At 40.8% G+C, this 24,497-nt stretch carries 23 protein-coding genes and 2 pseudogenes; 4 read left to right on the top strand and 21 right to left on the bottom strand.

The window, feature by feature from the left end; translation table 11 throughout:
• Positions 1–251 (top strand): annotated as a pseudogene (locus QZU45_RS05935) (porin); the annotation flags it as partial.
• Between the two features lie 161 nt (positions 252–412).
• Here QZU45_RS05935 and QZU45_RS05940 read toward each other — a convergent pair.
• From QZU45_RS05940 to QZU45_RS06015, 17 genes and pseudogenes are all read right to left on the bottom strand, one after another.
• The gene (locus QZU45_RS05940) at positions 413–919 is read right to left on the bottom strand and encodes a chemotaxis protein CheW (protein WP_074840154.1); all 507 of its coding nucleotides are present in this window, start codon (positions 917–919) and stop codon (positions 413–415) included.
• Positions 920–1,027: 108 nt separating this feature from the next.
• On the bottom strand, positions 1,028–2,422 hold the full coding sequence (locus QZU45_RS05945) for a chemotaxis protein CheW (protein WP_295352845.1): 1,395 nt from the start codon (positions 2,420–2,422) through the stop codon (positions 1,028–1,030).
• 17 nt (positions 2,423–2,439) lie between these two features.
• Entirely contained in the window at positions 2,440–3,345 is a 906-nt protein-coding gene (locus QZU45_RS05950) for a ParA family protein (RefSeq protein ID WP_294997773.1), read from the bottom strand.
• A gap of 23 nt (positions 3,346–3,368) precedes the next feature.
• The gene (locus tag QZU45_RS05955) at positions 3,369–4,436 is read right to left on the bottom strand and encodes an OmpA family protein (protein ID WP_366925484.1); all 1,068 of its coding nucleotides are present in this window, start codon (positions 4,434–4,436) and stop codon (positions 3,369–3,371) included.
• A pseudogene (locus tag QZU45_RS12500) lies at positions 4,413–4,571 on the bottom strand (flagellar motor protein MotB); the annotation flags it as partial. The pseudogene QZU45_RS12500 and the gene QZU45_RS05955, both read right to left, overlap by 24 nt.
• Positions 4,572–4,596: 25 nt before the next feature.
• A complete protein-coding gene (locus tag QZU45_RS05960; RefSeq protein ID WP_295352851.1) occupies positions 4,597–5,352 on the bottom strand; it encodes a flagellar motor protein in 756 nt (251 codons plus the stop codon).
• A 21-nt stretch (positions 5,353–5,373) separates the two neighbouring features.
• Positions 5,374–6,612, bottom strand: coding sequence for a chemotaxis response regulator protein-glutamate methylesterase (locus QZU45_RS05965; protein ID WP_295352854.1), 1,239 nt, complete (start codon positions 6,610–6,612; stop codon positions 5,374–5,376).
• Positions 6,613–6,621: 9 nt separating this feature from the next.
• The gene (locus tag QZU45_RS05970) at positions 6,622–8,673 is read right to left on the bottom strand and encodes a chemotaxis protein CheA (protein ID WP_295352857.1); all 2,052 of its coding nucleotides are present in this window, start codon (positions 8,671–8,673) and stop codon (positions 6,622–6,624) included.
• 19 nt (positions 8,674–8,692) lie between these two features.
• The gene (locus tag QZU45_RS05975) at positions 8,693–9,451 is read right to left on the bottom strand and encodes a protein phosphatase CheZ (protein WP_295352860.1); all 759 of its coding nucleotides are present in this window, start codon (positions 9,449–9,451) and stop codon (positions 8,693–8,695) included.
• Between the two features lie 8 nt (positions 9,452–9,459).
• On the bottom strand, positions 9,460–9,843 hold the full coding sequence (gene cheY / locus QZU45_RS05980; RefSeq protein WP_031492288.1) for a chemotaxis response regulator CheY: 384 nt from the start codon (positions 9,841–9,843) through the stop codon (positions 9,460–9,462).
• A gap of 108 nt (positions 9,844–9,951) precedes the next feature.
• Complete coding sequence (locus QZU45_RS05985; protein WP_295352919.1) at positions 9,952–10,683, bottom strand: RNA polymerase sigma factor FliA; 732 nt, start codon at positions 10,681–10,683, stop codon at positions 9,952–9,954.
• Between the two features lie 68 nt (positions 10,684–10,751).
• Positions 10,752–11,591 carry a MinD/ParA family protein gene (locus QZU45_RS05990; RefSeq protein ID WP_074840136.1) on the bottom strand — a complete coding sequence of 280 codons (840 nt, stop codon included), beginning with the start codon at positions 11,589–11,591 and terminating at the stop codon, positions 10,752–10,754.
• Between the two features lie 31 nt (positions 11,592–11,622).
• Entirely contained in the window at positions 11,623–13,086 is a 1,464-nt protein-coding gene (gene flhF / locus QZU45_RS05995; RefSeq protein WP_295352865.1) for a flagellar biosynthesis protein FlhF, read from the bottom strand.
• 313 nt (positions 13,087–13,399) lie between these two features.
• Positions 13,400–15,484 carry a flagellar biosynthesis protein FlhA gene (flhA, locus tag QZU45_RS06000; RefSeq protein ID WP_295352922.1) on the bottom strand — a complete coding sequence of 695 codons (2,085 nt, stop codon included), beginning with the start codon at positions 15,482–15,484 and terminating at the stop codon, positions 13,400–13,402.
• A 168-nt stretch (positions 15,485–15,652) separates the two neighbouring features.
• On the bottom strand, positions 15,653–15,988 hold the full coding sequence (locus QZU45_RS06005; RefSeq protein WP_295352868.1) for a YqcC family protein: 336 nt from the start codon (positions 15,986–15,988) through the stop codon (positions 15,653–15,655).
• Complete coding sequence (gene ruvX, locus QZU45_RS06010) at positions 15,981–16,400, bottom strand: Holliday junction resolvase RuvX (protein WP_295352870.1); 420 nt, start codon at positions 16,398–16,400, stop codon at positions 15,981–15,983. Before ruvX ends, QZU45_RS06005 begins: the two co-directional genes overlap by 8 nt.
• The gene (locus QZU45_RS06015; RefSeq protein ID WP_295352872.1) at positions 16,397–17,212 is read right to left on the bottom strand and encodes a DnaA/Hda family protein; all 816 of its coding nucleotides are present in this window, start codon (positions 17,210–17,212) and stop codon (positions 16,397–16,399) included. The genes ruvX and QZU45_RS06015 overlap by 4 nt, the downstream gene beginning before the upstream one ends.
• Positions 17,213–17,662: 450 nt before the next feature.
• On the opposite strand from QZU45_RS06015, the gene QZU45_RS06020 reads away from it, so the two are divergent.
• Positions 17,663–19,366 (top strand): C69 family dipeptidase, encoded by a 1,704-nt coding sequence (locus QZU45_RS06020; protein ID WP_295352875.1) that lies wholly within the window; start codon positions 17,663–17,665, stop codon positions 19,364–19,366.
• A gap of 11 nt (positions 19,367–19,377) precedes the next feature.
• Positions 19,378–20,982 (top strand): C69 family dipeptidase, encoded by a 1,605-nt coding sequence (locus QZU45_RS06025; RefSeq protein ID WP_295352902.1) that lies wholly within the window; start codon positions 19,378–19,380, stop codon positions 20,980–20,982.
• Positions 20,983–21,053: 71 nt separating this feature from the next.
• Here the strand turns inward: QZU45_RS06025 and QZU45_RS06030 are convergent, their stop codons facing one another.
• Genes QZU45_RS06030 through QZU45_RS06045 form a run of 4 tightly spaced genes read right to left on the bottom strand, consistent with a single transcriptional unit; the run spans position 21,054 to position 23,433 of the window.
• Positions 21,054–21,752: a thiamine phosphate synthase gene (locus QZU45_RS06030; protein ID WP_295352905.1), complete on the bottom strand. Its 699-nt coding sequence runs from the start codon at positions 21,750–21,752 to the stop codon at positions 21,054–21,056.
• Positions 21,745–22,053, bottom strand: coding sequence for an MTH1187 family thiamine-binding protein (locus QZU45_RS06035; protein WP_074840121.1), 309 nt, complete (start codon positions 22,051–22,053; stop codon positions 21,745–21,747). Before QZU45_RS06035 ends, QZU45_RS06030 begins: the two co-directional genes overlap by 8 nt.
• 23 nt (positions 22,054–22,076) lie before the next feature.
• A complete protein-coding gene (thiM, locus tag QZU45_RS06040; protein WP_295352908.1) occupies positions 22,077–22,910 on the bottom strand; it encodes a hydroxyethylthiazole kinase in 834 nt (277 codons plus the stop codon).
• Positions 22,911–22,950: 40 nt separating this feature from the next.
• Positions 22,951–23,433 (bottom strand): hypothetical protein, encoded by a 483-nt coding sequence (locus QZU45_RS06045; RefSeq protein WP_295352911.1) that lies wholly within the window; start codon positions 23,431–23,433, stop codon positions 22,951–22,953.
• Positions 23,434–23,745: 312 nt separating this feature from the next.
• Between QZU45_RS06045 and QZU45_RS06050 the strand changes: the two genes are divergently transcribed.
• Positions 23,746–24,497, top strand: a 752-nt coding sequence (locus tag QZU45_RS06050) for an ABC transporter substrate-binding protein (protein ID WP_295352914.1), incomplete at its 3' end; no start/stop codon positions are given.

Genomic DNA, 24,497 nt, shown 5'->3' on the forward strand with positions numbered 1-24,497 from the left:
CCTTTGATAACGGCATAGGTGTTTATACAGGTTTTGAATCTTCCTACGAGACAATGGATGAAGGTGAAGGTAAAGCTCCAAGCAAGATCGAGAGAAGAATTCCTGTATATATAAACTATAACGCTAACGAAAACTTCAATGTCTGGGCTGAAGCAAAATTCTGCGCAGGTGGTACACCTGAATTCAAAGGAGAGAAATTCCATGATGATTCAGGATCTCAATTCGCTGTTGGAGCTAGATACACATTTTAAAAAGCTCTATCCATAAAAAAACTAATTACGAAGCTCGGAATTAAATCATCGGTACAGTCCTTATTATTGTGCCGGTGTTTTTTTTTTTGATGCAAAAAAAATATGCGACATATGAATGTATGCCGCATACATTAGTCAAGGAGTAAAAAAAACGGTTGTGTTTAACCTAGATTGGTAACTTCCTTCCACTCTGTCTCAGTAAACAGCTTGGTGAGATCAATCAGAATTAACAGATCATCTTTGCGGTTGCATACACCAGAGATGAACTGAGCATTCTCTTCTGTACCAACATTAGGAGTATCGTCAATATCATTGGTATTGAGATCTGCAACCTCTGCAACGGAATCAACCAGAATTCCGATAACATGCTTATCAGACTCAATAATCATAATTCTTGTATTATCAGTAACCTCTGCAGGAGGAATACCAAAACGAGCTCTGGTATCGATAACAGTAACAACGTTACCACGCAGGTTAATAATTCCCAGCACATAAGAAGGTGCACCAGGAACAGGAGCGATATCTGTATAACGTAATACCTCACGTACCTGCATAACATTGACGCCATATATTTCATTACCTAGCTTAAAGGTAACCCAACGCAGCAATTCACCTTTTTTTGCATTAACGTCGATTGGATTTTCTGCGATTGCTTCTTCTTTTGACATCTTTTAATCCTCGTTATACACACCACACACGATAATGGCGCAATTACTCTTTAATTTTATTTTAATAAACTTTAGCAAAATGTAGAGGTTACGTAGTTAAAACTTTGATCATGCACTCATTTGTACATCAAGATCTTTGAGATTAACTCCATTTTCAAACATCTTGATCAAGGCTTTTACATGCAGTAACGCGCACATTTCCTTTTTAACAATACCTGCAAGCCAAGGTCTGTTACCAGCGGTCTGTCTCCAGGTAATATTTTCTTTGTTTAAAATTCTGTTTCCTTCAAGGACATCGCAACCTATTGACCATAATGTCTTATCCAGAGAAATCATATACTCATACTTTTCCGACTGAGGAGCATCACTCTTAACCCACTTTAGAGTATCCACAACATTCATCTTTCTGCCACGTATATCAGCAATTCCCTGGAACCAGTCAGGTTTTCCGAACAGCGGAGTCACCTTATCACACTGGAATATTCCTCCAAGATTAACTAACGGAACAGCAAAACGAATACCCTTTACCAGGAAGAACAACACCTGAAATTCATCAGGCATCTCAATATTAGTCCAGTTATAAGGAGCCTCCTCATTATCAGACTCCTGTTCGACCTGAACAGCACTCTCATCAGCTACAACAGATTCTGATGCGGTAACCTGTTCAACCTGAATCTGCTCTTCTACAGCAGTTTCAGTTACAATCTGAGTTTCTTCAACGGTCTGAGTTTCAACAGCTGTTTCTGTAACAGTTTCATCTGCAACTTCTGTTTCAAGCTGAGTTTTAGGAACTGACTCCAAAAGACTCTCAAGACTCTTGTGTTCGGCAAAAGGGAGAGGTTCGGATTTTTCCTCAACGCTCTGAAGTTGAGGCTGTAACACAGGAGCTTCTGAGGAAGAATTATCCTCTGGAACATAATCATCTGAAGCATAGTCAATATCATCTGCAGAATTATCAGTCTCAACAGCTGTATTCTGTAAAGAGGATTCCTCATTTTCCACAGGTGTTTCCGAGATCTCTTCAGACTCACATGCAACTTCTTCTGAGGACTCTTCAGCATCAAGAGGCATATCTTCAGTTTCTTCTGTCTCAGTAGCTGCTTCAGCCTCCGCAATAGCATCAGGAGCAGGTTCTGAATTATCTTCACTTATCTCAGACTCTACTTCCGCGGCAGCTATATCCTTTTCATCTGAAGATTCTTCTACAGATGTTTCATCTGCAACGCAAACCTCCGAAGATGCTCCATCTGAGGCAGACAAAGTCATATCTTCCTGAGGATTTTCAATTTCATTTTCCTGAGGTAATGCCTCTGGCTGTGAATCACTAACTTCGTTTCCAGATCCTATAACCTGATCATTCTCATTCTGAGCACTAACTTCTGTTTGGGCAACAGCATTCTGCTCCTCTAGAGATTCCGACTCTGGAGATTGCTGTTCACTTTCTTCTTCAAGCATCTGCTTGAAATATGCTACAAGGGTGTCATCAATATCATTAAATGACATACTAGGATCCTTAATAATTAACTGAGCATAGCATCAACATCACCTGCAATGATATCCATATCTTTATTAACGTCAGATTTTGTATTTTTTTCACCTGAAGCCAAAGAAACAATTGCAGCCGCATTCGGAGATATTTTATCCGGATTAAGCTCTAGCTCTTTCGATAGTAGTTGTAATAATAATTCACGATAAGCCAATGCACCACGACATTTCTCATCAAGCATTGTGATTGGAAGCCCCTTCTGAGAAGACTCTCTGAATAAAGTATCAACAGGGATCTGTCCTTGCCATAAATTATCTTTGTAGTGAGCGGTCAGATATTCTAATGAAGTTCTGCTTGCCTTGGTACGTTTATCATACATAGTAGGGATAACAGTATAGTTAATAATGCAATTGTTATCAGCTTTACGCATAATATTAAAAGTACGAACCATCCCCTCTAATCCCTTTAGGGACAGAAATTCAGTCTGGGTTGGAACAAGAATTGAGGTACTGGCTACAAGAGCATTCACCATCAGAGCTCCTAAGACAGGAGGACAGTCAATTAGAACTACATCGTAGTCATCCTCTATAAGTTTAAGAGCATTGGTAAGAATACGACCAACTCCAGAACGTCCAGACAGTTTTCTGTCTATAGTTGCAAGAGTCATACTAGATGCGATGATATCAAGATTTGGAAAATTAGTGTGAGTAATGACGGACTGTACACTCTCCTTGTCAAAACTTTCCTGAGTATACAGGTCATAAAGACTTTTTTCGATATTATTGTAGTCAAAACCTAAATAGCTAGTCAAAGAGGCATGAGGATCGGTGTCAATTATCAGAACGTTTAGGTTCTCTTTTTGTAACCAACCAGCTAACGATGCGACTGTTGTAGTCTTACCTACACCGCCTTTTTGACTTGCAATTGACCAAACTAGCACAAAAGGCTCCTTAATCTATTTTTTTATAAACCGAAATCCAATTCGATTGTATTACCTTCACCACGCTTAACTTCAACATCACCCTGACCGGCATTAATGCTTGGTTCAGTTGTACCGTTAATCAAACTCTGCTCAGCATCAGTTGCGGTAAGAGGAGTCTTTCTTTCCATTGCATATCTTGAAATTGCGATAACAACTTTTCTATTCATAGCACGACCAGCTGCTGTCTTATTTGAATACATTGGTGAATACTCACCGTATGCTTCAATTGCCATACGCTCAGGAATAATGCCCGCGCGTTCCAGCTCGGTTAAAACAGAAAGTGAACGATTAGCGGACAAATCCCAGCTATTCATGAAAATTCCATTTGGTATAAATGTATTATCTGTATAACCGCGGATTCTGATGTAGTTATTTATGTTAGAGATTGCAACTGCAATTCTCTGAATAATTGGTCTTGAGGCAGCAAGAATAGAAGCACTACCCTCTGCAAACAGCAGACCTGAATTTACATTGATGGACAACCAGTGTGGATTTTCCTCAATATCAATATATTTTTCCATACCTGTATCGCTGATTGCCTCGGAGATTGAACGTCTTACAGCGTCGAACTGAGTACCAACTTTACCTTCACCAATACTGTCAGCATTAACCTCAGACTGTCCTCCCTGTTCAAAGTGATCGGATGAGCCTCCTGCCTGGAATCCACCCTCACCTGTCTGAGAGCCACCATCAGGAGCATTGGATTTAGGATTTACATTCTTAGATACAGTCTGATTATCAGAAATAACTAGCTCACCTGAAGCATTGGCAGAATCGGCATTATTCTGACCATCCATCTCATCATCAGAACCAGAGGTTGTATCATCTCTTTCCTGATTAGACTGAGTCGATGTGATCTGGAAATTCATCATCACTCCACCGTCTTCAATGATCTGTTTTCCGGTATCACCCTGAGATGATTGCATAGACTGAACTGCTTCCTGAACTTCCTGTGCCAGCTGCTGAGCTAGTGAACCAGGAACAAGAAGAGCTCCACCAGGAGAACTAATGGCAGTTTCATTGAAGGCCTGAGCAATACTCTCTACCATCGATTTGGCTTCAGACTGCTTGGCCATAGCAAAGGAGTACAGAACCACGAACAGTGCAAACAGCAAGGTCATGAAGTCAGCATACGACACCATCCATCGTTCAAGGTTTTCGGGCTCTGGAGGCTTTTTCTTCATATTATTGCCTTATTTTCTTATTATATTAACTTCCACCCTCGGTCTTATCACCACCGGTGTAAACTGCAAGACGGCGCTTTAACATCATGGTATTCTCACCAGATGCAATTGATACTAGACCTTCTAGAGTCATGTACTTATATAAAGCCATTTCGGCAATAATACTTTTAACTCGGTTTGATGAAGGAAGACAGATAATGTTAGCAAGAACCAGACCGTAAATAGTTGCAACGAATGCCACCGCAATAGCAGGACCTAATTCATCTGGACGGTCCAACAGAGACATAGCGTGAATCAGACCAAGCACCGCACCGATAATACCCATGGTAGGAGAATAACCGCCCATAGATTCTAGCATCTTGGCGTAAGGTTCATATTTAGCTTCTTCAACGGCAATGCCCTGCTCTAGGATTTCCTTTAGAGCATCCTTATCAACACCATCGACAATCATCTGAATACCGTCACGTGTATAATCATCAGATGCGGACGAAATGGAATTTTCCAGTGCCAGTAATCCCTGCTGACGAGCAGTTGTTGATAAACCAACTAAAAGTTCAACCTGAGATTCAAAACCGATACGTGGAGGAGCCAATGTCCATAACATACACTTGAACGCACCGATAATCTGAGGCAAAGGAAACTGCACCCAGCATGCGAAGAATGAAGCACCTACCACAACAAGGAAAGCAGGCAACTCTAACATCATTGCAGGAGATGTACCTTCTAACATCATAGAACATACAATACATCCGCACGCAAGAAAAATACCCAGAAAGTTCATTGAGACCTGCCTTTTTTGTTATTAACCCAGCTCTTTAACAATACAGCCTGCAATCTCTCCCAAAGGAAGAACCAGATCTGTAATGCCAGCATTTACGATGGCCTGAGGCATACCGTAGACCACACAGGTTTCTTCATTCTGAGCCCAGATAACAGCTCCTAGTTTCTTAAGAATAGAGCAACCTTCACAGCCGTCGGAGCCCATTCCAGTCAGAATCATTGCCAGAACCTTTCCACCGTACATCTTTGAAAGAGACGCAAATGAAACATCCACACAAGGATTATAGGTAGTCCTTCCAGTATCAGCGATAACACGACATCTTACCTTGATGCCGACTTTCTCAAAAATCATCTGAGTCCCGCCAGGAGCTATATAGCAGGTACCAGCTTCAAGAATATCTCCATCCTTTGCTTCGACAACATGCAGATTTGAGATAGCATCAAGTCTTGCAGCGAAAGTAGTAGTAAAAGAAGCAGGCATATGCTGAACAATCACAACAGGAACATTCAGCTTAGGCAATTTAGGAATAATATCCTGAAGAGCAATTGGTCCTCCGGTAGAACTTCCAATTGCAACAATTGAATGTGGCTTACCTGACTTCTTAAATGTAGTTGTCTCTGACTTATGGTTACCAAATGTAAACTTCAAAGCACTTGCAGGAGTGCCAGGATTTGCTGCCAACATTGCGTTAATCTGGTTATAAGCATCCTTTGCTGAACCAGCTGTTGGTGCAGGTGCTCCTGCTGCAGCTCCGATAGGAGCACGAGCAGTGGCAGTAGCAGGTTTTGCCACAGTTGCAGAAGAAGGAACTGTCTTCGTAGCAATAGTTGGAGAAGGAGCAGATGGTCTAAAGCCCCTTACACGGCTACGAGAAACAGCTTTGATTGATCCAATTAGGTTCTTGATGGCATCTTCTCTTCTATGAGCAATGTCATCAAAGTTTTTAGGCATAAAATCTACAGCGCCTGCCTCAAGAGCCTTAAATGTTGCTGTAGCACCTTCATGTGTCAAAGATGAGAACATAAGAATAGGAGTTGGATTCTTCTTCATGATCTCAGCAACGGCAGTAATACCGTCCATAACTGGCATTTCAACGTCCATAGTAATTACATCTGGACGAAGTTTGGTGGAAAGTTCTACTCCTTCCTTACCATCTTTAGCCTCACCTACAACCTCCATAGTAGGATCTGATTCAACAATCTCTCTTAAGCGCTTGCGGAAAAAGCTTGAGTCATCAACAATCAAAACTTTGGTAGCCATAGGTAATCCTTATTCTTCGTTATTATCATTAGTATTTTCTGGAGCTACTTCAGGGGTACTATCAGTATCTTCAGCATTCTTTTCAACTGCTAGGTGTTTGTCTGTTGGCAGAGGAACACGCTCGGCATCCTTATGAGCATATGCTCTCATCAAGCCAGGAATGTCTAGAATCAGAGCGATACCACCATCTGAGGTAATGGTTGCACCTGCCATACCAGGAGTATGACGAAGGATCTCATCTAGAGGTTTAATCACAACTTCTTCCTGTCCTAAAAGCTCATCTACCACGAAACCTACCAGCTGAGCAGCAGAAACCTGTACAAGCACAATATGAGCCTTGTTCTCAAGATATTCCTTAATAGAAACCTTCTCGAACCACTGTTTTAAGAAGAACAGAGGAATAGCCTTATCACGTATTACGATAGTATTCAGACCATCAACATTTCTCATTGAATCCAGATCCAGATAGAAAATCTCTGAAACTGAGGTCAATGGCAGAGCAAAGGTTCTGTTAGAAACAGAAATCATTAAGGTTGGCAGAATTGCCAGTGTCAGAGGAACCTTAATTTCGATGGTGGTTCCTTTTCCGTAGGTGGAAATAACATTAACTGTACCGTTAAGTTTGGAAATGTTGGTCTTAACCACGTCCATACCTACACCACGACCAGAAATATCAGTAATTTCGGTATTGGTTGAGAAACCAGGAGCGAAAATCAGATTCAGAGCCTCAGAATCAGACAGTCTGTCTGCTGCGCCTTCATCCATCAGGCCTTTCTTTACAGCCACAGATCTTAAAATATCAGGATCCATACCCTGACCGTCATCCTGAATCTGCAGAAGAATGTGGTCACCCTGCTGAGAGGCTCTAAGTAAAACCACACCTGTCTCAGGTTTACCAACAGCAACACGATCCTTTGGATCTTCAATACCGTGGTCACAGCAGTTACGAACCATATGAACCATTGGGTCTGCAAGAGCATCAACCAGGTTCTTATCCAATTCTGTATCCTCACCCTCCATTCTCAGCTCAATCTTTTTACCAAGCTTACGAGCAAGGTCACGAACAACACGAGGGAATCTACCGAATACTTTCTTAACAGGCTGCATTCGGGTTTTCATAACAGAATTCTGAAGTTCAAGAGTTACAACATCAAGATTGGAGATTGCCTTTGACATATCCTGATCAGAACGTCTTGATGCCATATTAACCAGACGATTACGTACCAGCACAAGCTCACCAACCAGATTCATGATGTCATCTAAAACCTGGGTTTCAACACGAACAGTTGTATCAACCTCTGGACCTGATTTAGCGGCATCAGCTTTACCGGCAGGTTTTGCAGCTGGTTTGGCTGCAGCTGGAGCTGCGGCAGGTTTAGGAGCAGCGGGAGCTGGAGCCGGAGCAGGAGCTGGTGCAGGAGCTGGTGCAGCTTCAGGTTTGTGAGCATTCTTAGCAGCCTCACTCTGTGCAGTGGCCAGCATCTTGTCAAAATCGGCATCTGTTGCATCTGCAGCATTGTTTTCATCCCCATCAGCACCAGGAGCATGACCTTTACCATGAAGCTGGTCGAGTAAAGCCTCGAATTCATCCTCGGTAATATCATCAACATCACCGGCAGGTGCTGCAGGTTCTGGTTCAGGTTCTGGCTCTGGGGCAGGGGCAGGAGCAGCAGCTGGAGCGGCACCACCAGCGGCTAAAGCATGTAATCTGTCAATAAGGTCCTGAGGTGCAGGATCTGGCTGCTGAGCATTCTTAACTGTATCAAACATTGATGTAATTTCATCGTATGCCTGAAGTACAGCATCCATAAGATCTGGCGACATTGCAATGCGGGCGTTACGAAGTTCATCGAACAAGCTTTCCGCAGCATGACAGATGTTAACAAGATTTGTTAACTGTAGGAATCCAGCACCACCCTTAACAGTATGGAAACCTCTGAAAATAGCATTAAGCAAATCCTTATCATCAGGTGTTTTTTCGATCTGGACTAGCTGTTCATTAAGATTTTCTATAATCTCACCAGCTTCTACTATAAAGTCTTGTAGAATTTCCTCATCCATTTTCAGGTCTCCGTTATTATTAGAATCCTAAACTTGCAAGCAAATCATCCACATCATCCTGAGTTGCTGCAATTTTATCTGATTTGAGCACATCACCTGTTGCTGGTCCTTGTGGAGAAATTCCATTAACAGCATCACTGTTTTCAAGAATCGAGTTCTTTTCCTCATCACTAAAGTGAGTTAAAAACTGCAACAGTTTATCTTCAACCTCAGATACAAGAGTTATCACATTCTGAATCAGCTGACCGGTTAAATCCTGATAATCCTGAGCAAGCAGAATCACATTAAGCTGTTCTGAAACTCTTGCCGCATTATCCTTTGTGTGATGAATCAGAGTATCAACATTCCTGCACAGGGTGACAAAATTGTCTCTATCAATTCTGCCCTTCATCAGTGAGTTCCATACAGGAAGAAGTTTATCTACTGAATCATTCAGAGTTTTAACCATTGGTGCACACGCCTCAACTGCATCAAGTGTTTTAGAGGCAGCTGCATCTGTCATCTGAATAATAGAGGTCAGTCTTTCTGAAGCTCTTGGCATATCAACGTTTGCAATAACTCTAAGTCTTTCGTCCTCAGCAAACTTTTTGATAGCCTCATGCAAATCTCTAGTCAGATTACCAACCTGCTCATAAACCTCATCATTTTTCTGCTGACTAAAGTTCTTTGAAAGTACCAGAAGCTTATTTTCAGCCTGCTCCTGCATACCGCTTTCAAGCAAGTCTTTAATTTCCTCTAGATCTGCCACAGTAAGTTGTCTGTGCTCTTCTCTAGACATAGCAATCCTTACTCAAAACGCTCAAAGATCTTATCAAGCTTGGTCTTTAAAGTTGCAGCAGTGAATGGCTTAACGATATAGCCGTTAACACCCGCTTTTGCAGCTTCAACAATCTGCTCACGCTTAGCTTCAGCGGTAACCATAAGAACAGGCATCGCTTTGAGTTTAGGGCTCTGACGGATAGCTTTCAACAGGTCAATACCCTGCATAATAGGCATGTTCCAGTCGGTAACCACGAAATCAAAATCACCAGCTTCAAGCATTGGTAGCGCAGTTGCTCCGTCATCAGCCTCGTGAGTATTGTTGAATCCAAGATCACGAAGAAGATTTTTTATAATACGACGCATTGTTGAAAAGTCGTCTACAATAAGTATCTTGATATTCTTATCCAAGATAGTCTCCTTTTTACAGTTAAGCCTGTAATATTGGTATACCTCTATACTTATAGGGCCTAAGTCGTTAAAAAACCACTTAAATAGTATAAAAGTGTTAAATTAAACCTATTTTCCACTCCAATCTTTTAGCATTGATCGCAATCTTGCCATAGACTGGGACATCAGCTGACAGATTCTTGATTCACTGAGATCAAGTACCTGTCCTATTTCCTTAAGGTTCAGTTCTTCATCATAATAAAGCGCAAGAACCTGCTGTTCTCGCTCTGGTAGTTTCTGTATAGCTTCTGCAAGTGAATGTTTGAACTTTGATGTCGCCAGAAAATCAAACAGTTTATCTTTTCTGTTATCATTCCCCTCTGCTATAACATCGTCAGTTACCCCGAGATCTTCAATACCAATCATCTGACTAGAGGATGAATCCAGCAACATCTGGTTGTACTTCTCGAGATCTACCCCAAGTTCGTTTGCTATTTCTATATCTTTAGGTTCTCTACCCAGCTGGTGAGAAAGTTTTGTTATTGCGTTTGAGATACTTCTAGCATTCTGATGAACAGAACGAGGTGCCCAGTCGTTCTGTCTCATTTCGTCAATCATCGCACCTCTTATTCTTATGGAAGCATATGTCTCAAATACGGCACCATGCCCATCTTCGAAATGGGTTATCGCATCCATAAGTCCAATCATTCCTGACTGGATTAAATCGTCAAGTTCCACACTGGCCGGTAATCTTGCCTTAAGATGCAGAGCGATCCTTTTGACCAATGGCGCATAAGTATCCACCATCTGTGCCATATCTACTTGGACCTGTGCCTGATAGGCCTTAGCACCGTTTACCATTCCTGCCATAAAAACTTTCTTTTTCTTTTAAACTTAATGTCTTATATATATAAGAATAATTGTTATTATTAATTTTTCTTGTCGGCGGAGATCAAATTTTCAACAAAAAATTCCAAATGGCCGCCTGCAATATCAGGAATTGGCCAGGTTGTAATTCTATTAGCCAAAGTCTTAAATGCTCTAGCTGCAGGAGAAGTTGGGAAGAGGTCAACCACGCATGAGCGCTGTCTGATTGCCTTTCTCATATTCATATCAACAGGAATACATGCAACCAGTTCCAATGTAGCATCAATAAATCTTTCAGTTACGGCAACAAGCTTCTGGTACATCAGCTTACCCTCATCAAGAGAATGAAGCTGATTTCCAATGATCTTGAATTTCTTAACACCGTAATCTCTTGATAGAACCTTCATCTGTGCATAGGCATCTGCGACAGAGGTTGGCTCGTTGCATACAACCATCAGAACATCCTGAGCAGCACGGCAGAAGGAAAGAACCATGTCAGAAATACCCGCAGCTGTATCAACAATAAAATAATCTATATCTTCCTTTAAAGTAGAAAAAGCTCTAATTAGTCCGGCGTGCTGCTCGACAGTCAATTCCACCATCTGCTTAAGACCAGATGATGCAGGTACAATTCTCAGACCATGAGGGCCAGTCTGCAGAATATCCTGAAGCTCACACTCTCCGTTTAGTACATGTCCAAGATTCTTGTCTACTTTCAAACCAAGCATAACGTCAATATTGGCAAGGCCAAGGTCCGCATCAAAAAGCATTACCTTTTTGCCTAAAAGAGTTAAGGCAACAGCAATATTTAAGGACACACTTGATTTACCAACACCGCCTTTGCCACCAGTAACAGTGATAACCTTTACTTTACGCTTGTTGGTTCTTTCGTCGATAGCCATTTGATTACCTTCTAATAATAAATAAAACCCTTTATAAGACAGACTGATCTAGAGCAAATTTAGCCACATCACTTTCAACACTGCTTAAAGCCTTTAAAGCGAGAGCTCTGGCATCTGGGACCTCAAGATCCTCAGGAACTCTCTGTCCATCTGTTACATATGAAAGCATTAGTTTCTGTTTGATGCATAGTGACAGCGCATCAGCAAGAGACTCACTTTCATCAATTTTTGTTAGAATAATTCCTTTAAGACCTATATTTGAGAAATGCTCATATGCATGCTCTAGCACCTTTCTCTGAGCAGTTGCAGGAAGAACAAGATAATGTTTCATCTTTAATCTTGACTGTTTCTTTAGAGCATTTACCTGACTTTCAAATCTTTCATCATGAAGTCCGACTCCAACAGTATCAACCAAAACCAGACTCTTATCTCTTAATGTATAGAGCATTTCAGGAAGTTCGTCGATTGATTTGATGGCAAAGGTCGAACATCCCATGATACGACCATAGGTTTTAACCTGTTCGACAGCTCCAATTCTGTAATGATCAGCTGTAATCAGTGCAACCCTGTCAGCACCGTATTTCATTACAAATCTTGCAGCAAGTTTTGCAATAGTCGTAGTTTTTCCAACTCCAGCAGGGCCTATAAGGGTAACGATTCCACCATCTGTTACGATTTCATCACTACCGGTCTTAATTCTTCTCTCCAGATTCTGTGCAAGCTGACGCCAGGCAAAATTGAAGGAGGCGTCTGAATCAATACTCTCCGAAAGTTCGTTGGAAATTGACTTATCAAAACCAGATGAAAGCAGAAGTTCATAAATCATTGCCCTTACAGGCTCTTCACGCTTCTTGGTATCTGACATAAGACCTGCCAGCTCAAACTGCAGAAGACGTCTTATGGAATCCACATCATGACGAAGCTGCTCGATTTCAGTTTTTTCAGATTCTGATTCTTTGGAAATATAAGAGGAAATTCCGTGGGAAGACTCAACCTTCTTCTCTTTTTTCTTCTCTTCCTCTTTTATAAACAGATCTCGCAGACCAGTCTGTTCTGACAGTGGCGCTGGAGCTTTGGCCTTGACCTTTGAAGTCTTTGCTGTCTTTTTCTCAGTAGCTACTTCAGGAGCAGACTGCTGCTGTCGTTCTAAAATCTCTAGGAGACTCTTTGCAAAAGCTTCCGATTTGCTTCCGCCGACACTCTTTGTAACAGGTTTAACTTCAGATTTGTTTTTGGATGAACTTAAGGTAACTTCATCATCAGCTATAATTCTGGAAAGAGGAGAATCTTCCTGAATATTTGAGGTTATCTGCCCCTTTGATCTTGATTGCGTCTTAACCGGCGCAACAGGAATATCGCCTTCAACACCGGCAATAATCTCAACGTTAGGTCCAACGCGTTTGTTTGACATAATTACAGCTTCTGCACCTAGCTCTTCTTTAATCTTAGCCAGTGCAGTTCGCATGTCCTTTGCAACAAAGCGCTTAAGTTTCATTCTATATCAGTATGCTTTTCTGAACCGACTGAGAAAAACACACCGCCTCCTAATTCAAACAGTATTGTGTTTTGTATCTTACAAAAAATTTTCTTATTCTATTTTAATAATTATAAAATAAAAATTTTGTTTTTCATCTAGTTACGATTTTCATTAAAAAATTACAACAAGTCAATAAATGCAAATTGTAATAATATCAATATTGTTAACTGCATTAAGCAATTGCAAATTAATGTTCAATATATTTGTTATTCTTCCGAAAAATGGTACATTTTCGAAAAATTTCAATAAAAAATCGGCAACATGGTTTCTACTAATGTCCGATTCCAATATTCTGCTGATTCTGATTGTTTCCGATTACTGATACAATCTTAATCTGTTTATCATCAGGAATTTCCTGATAGGAAAGCACTCTAAGACCAGGAATAGTATTCTTTACAAACCTAGAAAGAGTTGAACGAAGAATTCCTGATGTTAATAGAATCGCAGGCTCTCCTTCCATTTCCTGTGCCTGAGTTGCATCCATAAGAGATCTCTGAATTCTGTCAGCCATACCAGGCTCAATGCCTATACCCTCTGAACCGCCAGTCTCTAGAGACTTGTGCAGAACCTTCTCAAGATCAGGAGCAAGGGTAATAACTGGGATAACATTTTCAGAACCAACAATGTCCTGAATAATCAGTCGTCTCAGACCAATTCTACAGGCTGCGGTCAGAACTTCAGGATCCTGACTCTTAGGACCATATTCCACCAGAGTCTCAAGCACAGTTCGCATATCTCTGATTGGAACACCCTCGTTTAGCAGATTCTGAAGAATATGAGTCAGTAGGCCAAGATTTACAACAGATGGGACAAGACCGTTTACCAGTTTAGGCTGAGATTTTGCCACAATATCGAGAATATTCTGAACCTCTTCCTGTCCGATCAGAGAGGCACAGTTGTTAGCTAGAATCTGAGATAGATGTGTAGCAATAACAGTTGAACAGTCAACCACGGTATAACCTAATCCTAAGGCCTTGTCATTATCTGATTTGCTGATCCAAACAGCATCAAGACCAAAAGCAGGATCTTTAGCCTTAAGGCCAGGAATATCACCAAATACCTGACCAGGATTGATTGCCATGTCACGTTCAGGCTGAATTTCTGCTTCGCCATAGGTTACGCCCATAAGGGTAATTCTGTAGAAATTAGGGCCTAAATCCAGATTGTCACGAATATGAACAGGTGGAATTAAGAATCCCAAATCCTGAGAAAGCTTCTTTCTCACACCCTTTACTCGGTTTAAAAGTTCACCGCTCTGATTCTTGTCAACCATAGGGATCAGACGATAGCCAACTTCCAGTCCAATAACATCAACTTCAGATACATCATCCCAGGAAAGTTCCTTAAGATCAGGAGAAGGTTTTGCTCCAGCTACAGAAGTAGACTTTTCCTTTTCGAGTGCTTCCTTTTTCTTTTCAACATAATGCAGCCCCCAGCCAATTCCGCCACAAATAGAAGATAAAAGCAGAAAGGCGACATGAGGCATACCTGGGACAATACCCATAACAAAAAGAATACCTGCGGAGATAAGCAGCGTCTTAGGCTTTGAAAAAAGGTCGCCTACCACCTGCTGTCCCATTTCCTGTTTTGAACTGCTTTGACGGCTGACAATAATAGCTGAAGCAACAGATAGCAATAGCGAAGGGATCTGAGCAACCAGACCATCACCAATGGTGAGAAGAGTAAAAATAGAAGCGGATTCTGCTACAGTAAGATTAAAATTGAAAGTACCGATAATAATACCGCCAACAAGATTGATGGCCATAATCAGAAGGCCTGCTACGGCATCACCTTTTACAAACTTTGAGGCACCATCCATGGAGCCGTAGAAATCAGCCTCACGCGTAACTTCCATACGTCTTTCACGTGCCTGATCCTGATCAATGATACCGGCATTCAAGTCGGCGTCAATTGACATCTGCTTACCAGGCATTGCATCCAGAGTGAAACGGGCAGAAACTTCCGCAATTCTTCCAGCACCGTTAGTAATAACCTTGAAGTTAATAATAATCAGAATGGCGAATACAATGATACCTACGGTATAACTACCGCCCATTACCACGTTACCAAAGGATTCAATCACCTTTCCTGCAGCGGCAGTTCCGTTCTGACCATTTAAAAGAATAACTCGTGTTGAGGCAACATTCAGAGAAAGACGAAGAATTGTCGCCATCAGCAGAACTGCAGGGAAAGAACCGAAATCAAGAGGCTTCTGGGAATAGATGGAAACCAGAAGCACAATCATGGACAGTGCGATATTAAAAGAGAAAAGGATGTCCAGAAGAAAAGGTGGCATTGGAAGAGTAATCATGGCCAGACAGGATAGGACAAGTATAGGAGTACCAACCTTCAGCATTGATACTCTTTTTATCGTTGTCGAGCCAATTTCCAGACCTTTGGCTACTTTCTTATTACTTTTTGCCTTTGTAAGTGCTGGTCCTAGAAAATTTATTTTATCTTTAATTGCCACGTGTCAAAATTCCGTCAAGACTACTATCTACACGCTTTAGAGCAAATTGCGTGCCTAGTCTTGAAAGAGTTTATCAAACTCCATGATTTTTTGAATCAGAACTTTGTATTCTTGCCACTTACCTCTATATATTTCCTGAGCATAAGGATGGATGTTCACATTTTTTGGAAGTGGAGCTTTACTGTTTATAAGCTGAATCATTTGTGGAATCAGCACAAACTCCAGCCACTGATGAAATTCCATGGTATCCATGAAAAAAGGGGTTTCACTTAAAAATGCCCTATCATCAGGTCTGTTCTTGCCATCAGACCAGAGCTTGAGATTCTTCAGCTCTTTCTCAATTTCAGATAGAGTCAGAATAATAGTTGCTTCTTTTGTTAGTTTAGGCATGTTCAGAAAAATACTGTTCTAGAATGGTTACAGCTGACAGAGAATCAATTGCGCCCTTATCTTTTGCCAAAGCTCTAAAGCCTCCACGACCAAAGATCTCTTCTTTTGCAGACGCAGATGTAAGACGCTCATCGATAAAAACAACTTCCTTTTTATATTTTTCCTTTAAACGGTTGCCGAACTTTCTGGCCTTAAAGGTCATTTCCTGCTCAGAGCCATCCATATTTAAAGGAAGACCTACAACAAATAAGGAAGGAATCCAATCACGAACCAGTCTGTCTAAAGCCTGGGCATCAGGAATTCCATCCCTGGCATTTAATGATTTCTGAGGAGAACAGGTTTTGGTTGTTGTATTTCCTGTAGCAACTCCAATATGATTCATTCCAAAATCAAAAGCTAAAATCGTACTCACATTAAGTTTGCTCCGGCAAAAGAGATAGGTGCTCTGCGAGAATTACCGAACAGAGCTGCTCCCATCACGTTGTATTCTTTTAATGACTCAAAAATCTCATCCCCCAGCATTGCGTGAAGCGCATTAGGAAGAACTGTAGTTGTGATTACCAGAGGAAGTCTTCTGGCACGGCGAGATCTCAGAAGATCAGGTATAACCTGCTTGTCATAGGCAGTAATCTTTTCATTGTTCTGACATAGAGAATCGATTATCAGCAGATCCACTGAGCACAGACGCTCCCACTTGTTAGTTTTTTCTTCAACATCTACAGTTGTATCAGTAGAGCTAGGAGTTCTGAATCTTTTGATTTCCTGATATGAACACAGTTCAACATCCTTCCACAGTTTGTTCAGAAAATAATTGGCAATACAGTTGGATAAAACGGTCTTACCAGATCCTGGATTGCCCTGCAGAAGAAACAGCTGAGGTTCTGAGTCCATCTGAGCAGCCATGCTTGATGACACACAGAAGCCCTGAGCGGTATTTATGGCCTGATTATTGAACTGATCCATCTGAATCTTGTCAAAGGTGTAATCAGGATTAACTCTGTGAGAGGCATAAACTGAGTTTATAAAATTCTTATGATTCTCAGTTCTTCTCTTTGCAATCTCTTTACTTGCCTCAATTGCTTCTCTTCTGCGAATCTCTCTGATATCAAGATCTGAATTGTCAATTGAATCAAAGTCAAAATGCTGACCAGAAAGTTTCTCTATTTCATTAACCAGAGTTAAAAATCCGTTTTTTACTGTATTTTTCTTTTTAAATTCTGACATAACCTAATCTTTGCTCTTAGCTTTAACTGCTTTAAAGAGTGTTGAAACGACGACTTTACGAATAACAAAAATAATCCGAAAAAATGCGATTGCAACTTTAAAAAATCGTGAACTAAAACTTCTATAGATTATACATTTTTTTGTGTATTCACTCTTTTTCTTTAAATGTTGTTTTCATATTTAACCAAACAAAAACGCAAATCTACGTCGCAAATAATTAAGAAATTGTACTTTAGAGGAAGAAAATTGGCTAGTAAATCGTCAAATATAAACTTTTAGGAAAAATTTTATAGCAGGCGCAACTGATATATATCAAAAAATTAAAAATTCATGCTGCCCTAATTCACACTATTCCGTCCTAGGAATATGATTTTTTTTAAAGAAAACTTATCCTATTCTTAGTTTACGATTTGAATTGCGATATAAATAAAAATATTTCAGTCACAGCATATGAATAAATTAAATAAATACTTTCTTTCTATTTTACTATCCTCCTCAATAATCAGCTCAGCAGATGCAGGTACCGTGATGTATGTGTCTCCTCAGGCAAGTGACAATGGAACTGCTTATCTGAGTTTCAGCATAGACAGAAAGGTATCACCTAATGTCATGTACGTTGAGGCGGCTGATCATGAATCAGATGAAATGAGGGAGATTTACGAGGATGGAGATCCTTCTCTTAAATTTTTAGGACAAATCCCTCAGGTTAATCATACTTTTGCCTACATAAAGACCGAGTACGGAATCATCAATGAAAACTCACTGATGCTTGGTTTCTGTGAAAACAGTTCAGCACACAAGTTTGCAAAATCAAAACCATCGGAAAAAGCAATTCTTTGCCTACAGGAAATAACCAAGCTTGCGCTTGAGAGATGTGTAAAAGCCTCTGATGCAATTGCAATGCTGTCACAGATGATTGATAAATATGGTTACTACGGCACACCTTCAACCCTGGTGATTTCAGACAAGGAAGAGGGGTATGTGCTGGAACTGATGCCTTCTGCAGATAATGCTGGAGGCTATTATGTAGCAAGGAAAATTCCACAGGGACATTTTTTCGTAGCAGCAGATCAGTTCAGAATCCAGAGTATTGATAAGGATAATCCAGATTTCATATTTAATGATAACCTGATTTCAAGAATGCAGCAGGCGGATATTGCCCAGCTTACCTCTGGAAATTTAAACTGGCTGCGTTCTGTTAAGGGAAACGAGATAAGACCTTATTATTCCCTTAGAAGAGTCTGGCGAGCCATGTCAATAGTTGCTCCATCAAAGAACTACTCGCCATGGGTTTCAGGCTGGGCCTCCACTGCATACCCGTTCTCGGTGGCACCAGACAGTAAAGTAAGTCTTATGGATTTAATAGCCCTAACCCGAGATACCTATACCGGTACACAGTTCGATAATGCAACCAAAGGCACAGGCGGTCTTTTTGCTACTCCTTACACCCATGAGAATTACGGTGAAAGAACAATTGCCAACGAGAATACGACTTACACATTTATAAGTCAGGCAAACAAGCAGACACCTTCTGCTATCACATGGCTTTCCCTAGGGCCATCAGGTGAAGGAACTTATGTACCACTTACTGTAAACAAGATTCCATCAGTATATGCAGATACAAGCAGAACTGAGTACGACGAGAAAAAGATGTGGTGGCTGAGTAAGAGAATCTCCTATCTGACGGTAGGATACTACTCAAGTCTCTCTGACATGCTCAAAACAAGAGTACTAGAGCAGGAACAACATTCACTTACTCTTATAAATCACTCAAAGGGATTGCCAAAAGACAGGTTCAACAGAGTTATTGAAAACAACTCTCGCACTGCCTTTAACAGAATGCAGAAACTTTATGAGAATCTGCTGGAAAAACACGACGGAGGTTACATGCTCCGTTACGCAGAAGGACATAATCCAAAATTCATTCCTGTCGACAGTTACAAGAAACATGAGGTGGTTCATGTTGACAAGGAAAAAGAGAAAGCAGAAATTCAGAAAAAAGCAGAAACCTCTGCAAATCTCAAGAAAGAGGGAATTCCTTTCTACAATGCAATTGGCATCGACAAACTTCCTGACAGGCTGGATTTCAATGTTTTCTCAAAGATTCTGTCCACCACTCAGGAATATATGAAGCATCAGAATAATAAGAATTAGAGGTGATTTGTATGAAGAAATATATTGTTACAGCTATTGCGCTTATAACTGCGTGTTCAATAAATTCATCCTCAGCCTGCACCTCAATGATAATCACAAAGGGAGCTTCTGCTGACGGCTCTTTATATATTACCCATTCCAATGATGGCTACACCGGAGATACCTCGGTGGTCTACGTACCTGCTGCTGATCACAAGAAAGGAGAAATGCGTCAGGTATACCCTTCTGCATGCGCAAGAGAAGCCTACCCTGACTACAACTGCGACTATACTCCTAGACTAAACGTAAAAGGAAGAGGTCCAGACTATTCATTTTCAGGAGTACCAATTACAGAGTCTCTAGGAGAAATTCCTCAGGTTGAACATACATATGCCTATCTTGACAGCAACTATGGAATTATTAACGAAAAAGGTCTGATGCTAGGAGAATGCACCGATAATTCCGAATACATGGGATATGTAAGACCAGATGCAGGAACAGGTCTTTTCTATTCCTCAGAGCTTGGTAGAGTTGCTCTGGAGAGATGTACCACTGCAAGAGAAGCCGTAATTTTAATGGGAGAACTTATTGACGAATACGGTCTTTGGGGTACAGCAGAGACTTTGATTGTTGGCGATAAGGAAGAAGGCTGGGTGCTCGAAATGATGCCTAATCCATCAGGAAAAGGAGGATTCTGGGCAGCACAAAAGGTTCCAGACGGAGAGTTCTTTATTGCAGCAAATCAGTTCAGAATACGCGAACTTGATAAGAATAACCCGGATCAGATTTTCAACGATCACCTGATTGATGACCTAAAGGCTATAGGATGGGCTGCATTTGACAAGGAGGGCAGATTGGACTGGCTGCGCTCCATAAAATCAATTGAACATCTTCACCCTTATTACTGTCTGAGACGCGTGTGGAGAGCTATGGATCTGGTTGCTCCATCAAAGCACTATCCAGCATGGGTTGAAGGCTACGATACCAAAGCCTATCCATTTTCTGTAAAACCAGATAAACCAATTACTCTAAATCAGATTATGGAGATACACAGAGATTCCTACGCAGGTACAGAATTTGAGTTCGCAACAAAGGCTACGGGTGGACTTTATGGTTTCCCATATTGTCATGCCGCCTATGACAAAGAAAGAGTTCTGAGTACTCCTGCCATATCTTATATCTGGATTAACCAGAACAACGACAGATTGCCTGCACCTGTATCCTGGCTTGCATACACTTCACCTGCAGAAAGTCTTTATGTACCGCTTCCGGTTGCACCTATTACAGAACTGTACAGCCGAGTAAACAGAAAACAGTATGACGATTCTAAATTCTACTGGAATGTTTCAAACGTAGGAAATTTGACCAGAGCCTATTATTCAATACTGGCACCTGAAGTTAAATCTACCGCCCATCGTATTGAAAAAGATTCACAGGAGCTGATTGAGAATTCACTTAACCTTTCAGTTGAGGATTTTAATAATATGCTTTTAGAGAATGCCAAGGCAAACCGTGAAGACTGGATTAAGCTCTATCATCGTCTTCTGGCTATTCTTGATACAGACAGCTTTAAGTATGTGAAGGGACATATTCCAAGAAACTATGCCCCAACCTCATACGAAAAAGTCGAGTACTAGAAAAATTAAGAAAAAACAAAGACCTCTATAACGCATTTATATCCTGCCTATAAGCATAAGGCAGGATTTTTTTATGCCTGATTCCAGGTAGAAACCAGCTCAGAGGAAGCTTTTTGGGGATCTTCAGCCGAAGCTACCGCAGAAACTACGAAAAAGCCATCTACACCAGTCTTTTTTAGAGAGGCAAGATCTCTGACCTTAACTCCTCCACCTACTACAACTGGTATAGGACTGATTTTCGCAAGCTCAGAAAGTTCCTCAAATGTTCTTGTTATAACAACACCGTTTTCATCCATGCCACAGTCAGGCTTGGTCTGGGTCTCATGAAGAGGTCCTGCTCCAAAATAATCAATATCGGAGACATCTGTGTTTTTAACATATTCTATGAGACGACTTGCAGGAGCAGAAAGTCCGACAATGGAATCCTCACCAAGGAATTTTCTGCAGACACTTACCGGAATATCGGACTGTCCGACATGAATTCCGTCTACCTTAATACCTTCTTCTCTAGCAGCAAGCACTACATCAAGTCTATCATCAACCAGAAGAGCAACTCTATCTTGCTTTCCCAATTCAGAGATGACCTTAGCACAGTCTCTGCAAAGAGAAATCATTTCTTTTGCAGATGCAACCTTTGATCTTACCTGTACACAGGTAAAACCACTTTCAACCGCAACCTTTACGATCTCACCCACATCCCTGCCTAGAGTATTCTCCGGTCCTAAAACCAGATAGGCAGAGATATCAAGTTCCTGTCTGATATTACTCATTTAATTTTGCAATCTTCTTCTCTAGTCTTTCGATTTTGCCATCCATCATATCCTTATAGCCAGGTCGAACATCAGCCTTAAGCACAACTTCTGTTCTGATTCCTTTCTCCGCAAGGACCATAGTGGCCTCTTTTACAGTATTCATAACCTCGTCCCATTCGCCTTCAATTTCGGTAAACATGGAGGAGGTTCTGTTTTTTAGTCCGGATTTTCTGATGATATCCACAACCTTCGCAACATCTGAGGATAACTCATCGCCAGTTCCGCAGGGAGAAATTGCTACGGCTACCAATGTATTCATGCTATTTTCCTTATTTCAAAAAACTACGCACTTACAATACGAAGTGAACTTTTGTTAATCTGCTCCGCACTTACAGAATACAGATTATCAATAAACGCCACTTGGAAGGATGCAGGTCCCTTACAGTTTTTTTCCGCAAGTTCGGAGGCTGCGTTATAAACAGATGATGCTGTTAAAGCTGCAATCAGAGGGCTCGTAACTGCAGCATACACTGCTGTTACTCCTCCAAGCGAACATCCGGCACCGGTAATCTTCGTACAAAGAGCAGAACCTCCATCAAGGAAGACTGTAATATTGCCGTCAGTTACAAGATCAACTTCTCCTGATACCGCAACAGCTCCCTTTGTATATGAAGCAAGGGATTCTGCAGCTTTTTTTGAAGACTCCACTGAATCAGTAGAATCAACGCCTCGAACTCCGTCTTTGTCCATGCCAGAATCAAGCCCCCAGAGATTTGCAAGAGCAATAATCTCCGAGGCATTGCCTCTGATAACAGATGGAGGACACTCTTTCATTGAAAGAAGCAGACTTTCTCTTAACGAGCCAACACCTATACCAACAGGATCCAGAACCCATGGCTTTGAATTCTTCTTTAACACTCTTATAACTCTAGGAAGAGTTTCAGCATATACCGGAAGAAGTGTCCCCATGTTGATGTAGAAACTTCCGCCTATAAGCGCCATCGCTTCCGCCTCATCCGGAAGATAAATCATTGCAGCTGAGCCCCCAACTGCAAGCTGAGCATTAGCCACAAGATTTGTGGTAACGGTATTTGTGATTGATGGGCTTAAGGGAGTTGTTTCCCTGGCCTTACTGATAGCAGAAATAATCTGCTGTTTTAATTCCTGTTCTGTCATAAAAAAATTCCGACGTGTGTGATTGAGAAATATACGATTACTAATGCATACTAGTAATCAGAGTTTTCATATACTCGGCACTTAAAGGTGAACTGGAAGTTACAGCAAAGGAAAAGCATCCGTATGACCATGAGGAAACATAATAACCATCTCCCCGGCCTTTCATGGTAACACTGTATTCCTTAACCTGCTGATTATCTATGTTGTTATATTTATTGTAATCCCCAGAGATATCATCTGTTCCTTTGGCCTTACGTAAAAGAATAGATTTATTTCCATCTCTGAATACAACCTGAATCAGTTTGTTTTTAATGTAAGAGATTTCTTTTTTAGAATACCCTTCCACCTCTGATGGACAGTAGAATACAAAACCAGCTCCTTCTGCAGCTCGCTCTACGGAATCAACTGACACAAATGGATTTGGAACCATAGCTCTGTTCACCTCTCTGACATTATTTTCGCAACTGCAGCCAGATAACAGAACCATTACAGAAGAAATGATTAAAATAATTGATTTAAGCATGTAATATTTCGAAGATTGAGTTTTTCAACTCCTCTGACTCCTATTATCTGTTTGTTTTTATTTTCTTTTAATCATAACAAATTTTAATTGAACTATTACTCCATGCATTATTTATTACCATTTTCTTTTTCATATCAAAGGTGATAATTTAAAGCTTAATTATCTATTATTTGCGATGGGCGACATTTCAGAAAAAATAATCTACTAAACTTAATCGTTGAGAGGCTGTTTTTCATCAATAACCGCTAACTACAAATTACATGAATTCACAATGCCTTTTTACTAAAAAACCTGACATTTAAAGGGGTTTTCATGATCAAGTTAACTAATCTGATTAAGACCGTATCCTTATGTTCTGCCTTAATTTCTGGACTAAGCTTCGCAGAAGGACTTCCTCAGGTAAAAACTACAATGTTTTTAGAACAGGAAGGATTTTTAATGTGGTATGCAAAGGAGCAGGGATGGGATAATGAACTTGGAATCGATATTAAGCTTGAGATTTCCAATACCAATGGAATAGATGTAATTAACAAGCATCGAGATAATCCGGATATCTGGAATATCACCGCTGCTAGTAGTATTCCTTTCATCATCGGCAGCAACAATATGGATTTAAGAATAATCGGCATAGCCTGTGATGAAGGGAACCAAGATTATCCTGAAATCTGCGGAAGTCCTGAAACCATCAAGGGCAAAACCTTCCTGGTAAAAGGTATTTCTTCGGGAGCATATACACTTGCAGCCTGGCTTGATCTATTCAATCTTAACTTTTCTCATGTAGTCATCAAGGATATAACCGGACCAGAAATTCTAAAGGAAATGGAAAATAAAAATGTTACTGGTGCCGGTCTATGGTCTCCTGATACATATGAGTCTGAGTATATAGGCTACCAGAATGTTACTACCGCTGCCAATATTGATGAATACATTCCTATCATTTTCCTGGCAGACAACAAGTACGTTAAGGATAATGAAGAAACAGTAGGAAAGTTTTTGGCAGTATATTTCAGAGCTGTCGAAAAACTGCGCGAGGATGCTAATCAGATGGTACCTGCGTATCAGAA

Origin of the sequence: uncultured Succinivibrio sp. (genome assembly GCF_902756765.1) — a bacterium.
GTDB lineage: Bacteria > Pseudomonadota > Gammaproteobacteria > Enterobacterales > Succinivibrionaceae > Succinivibrio.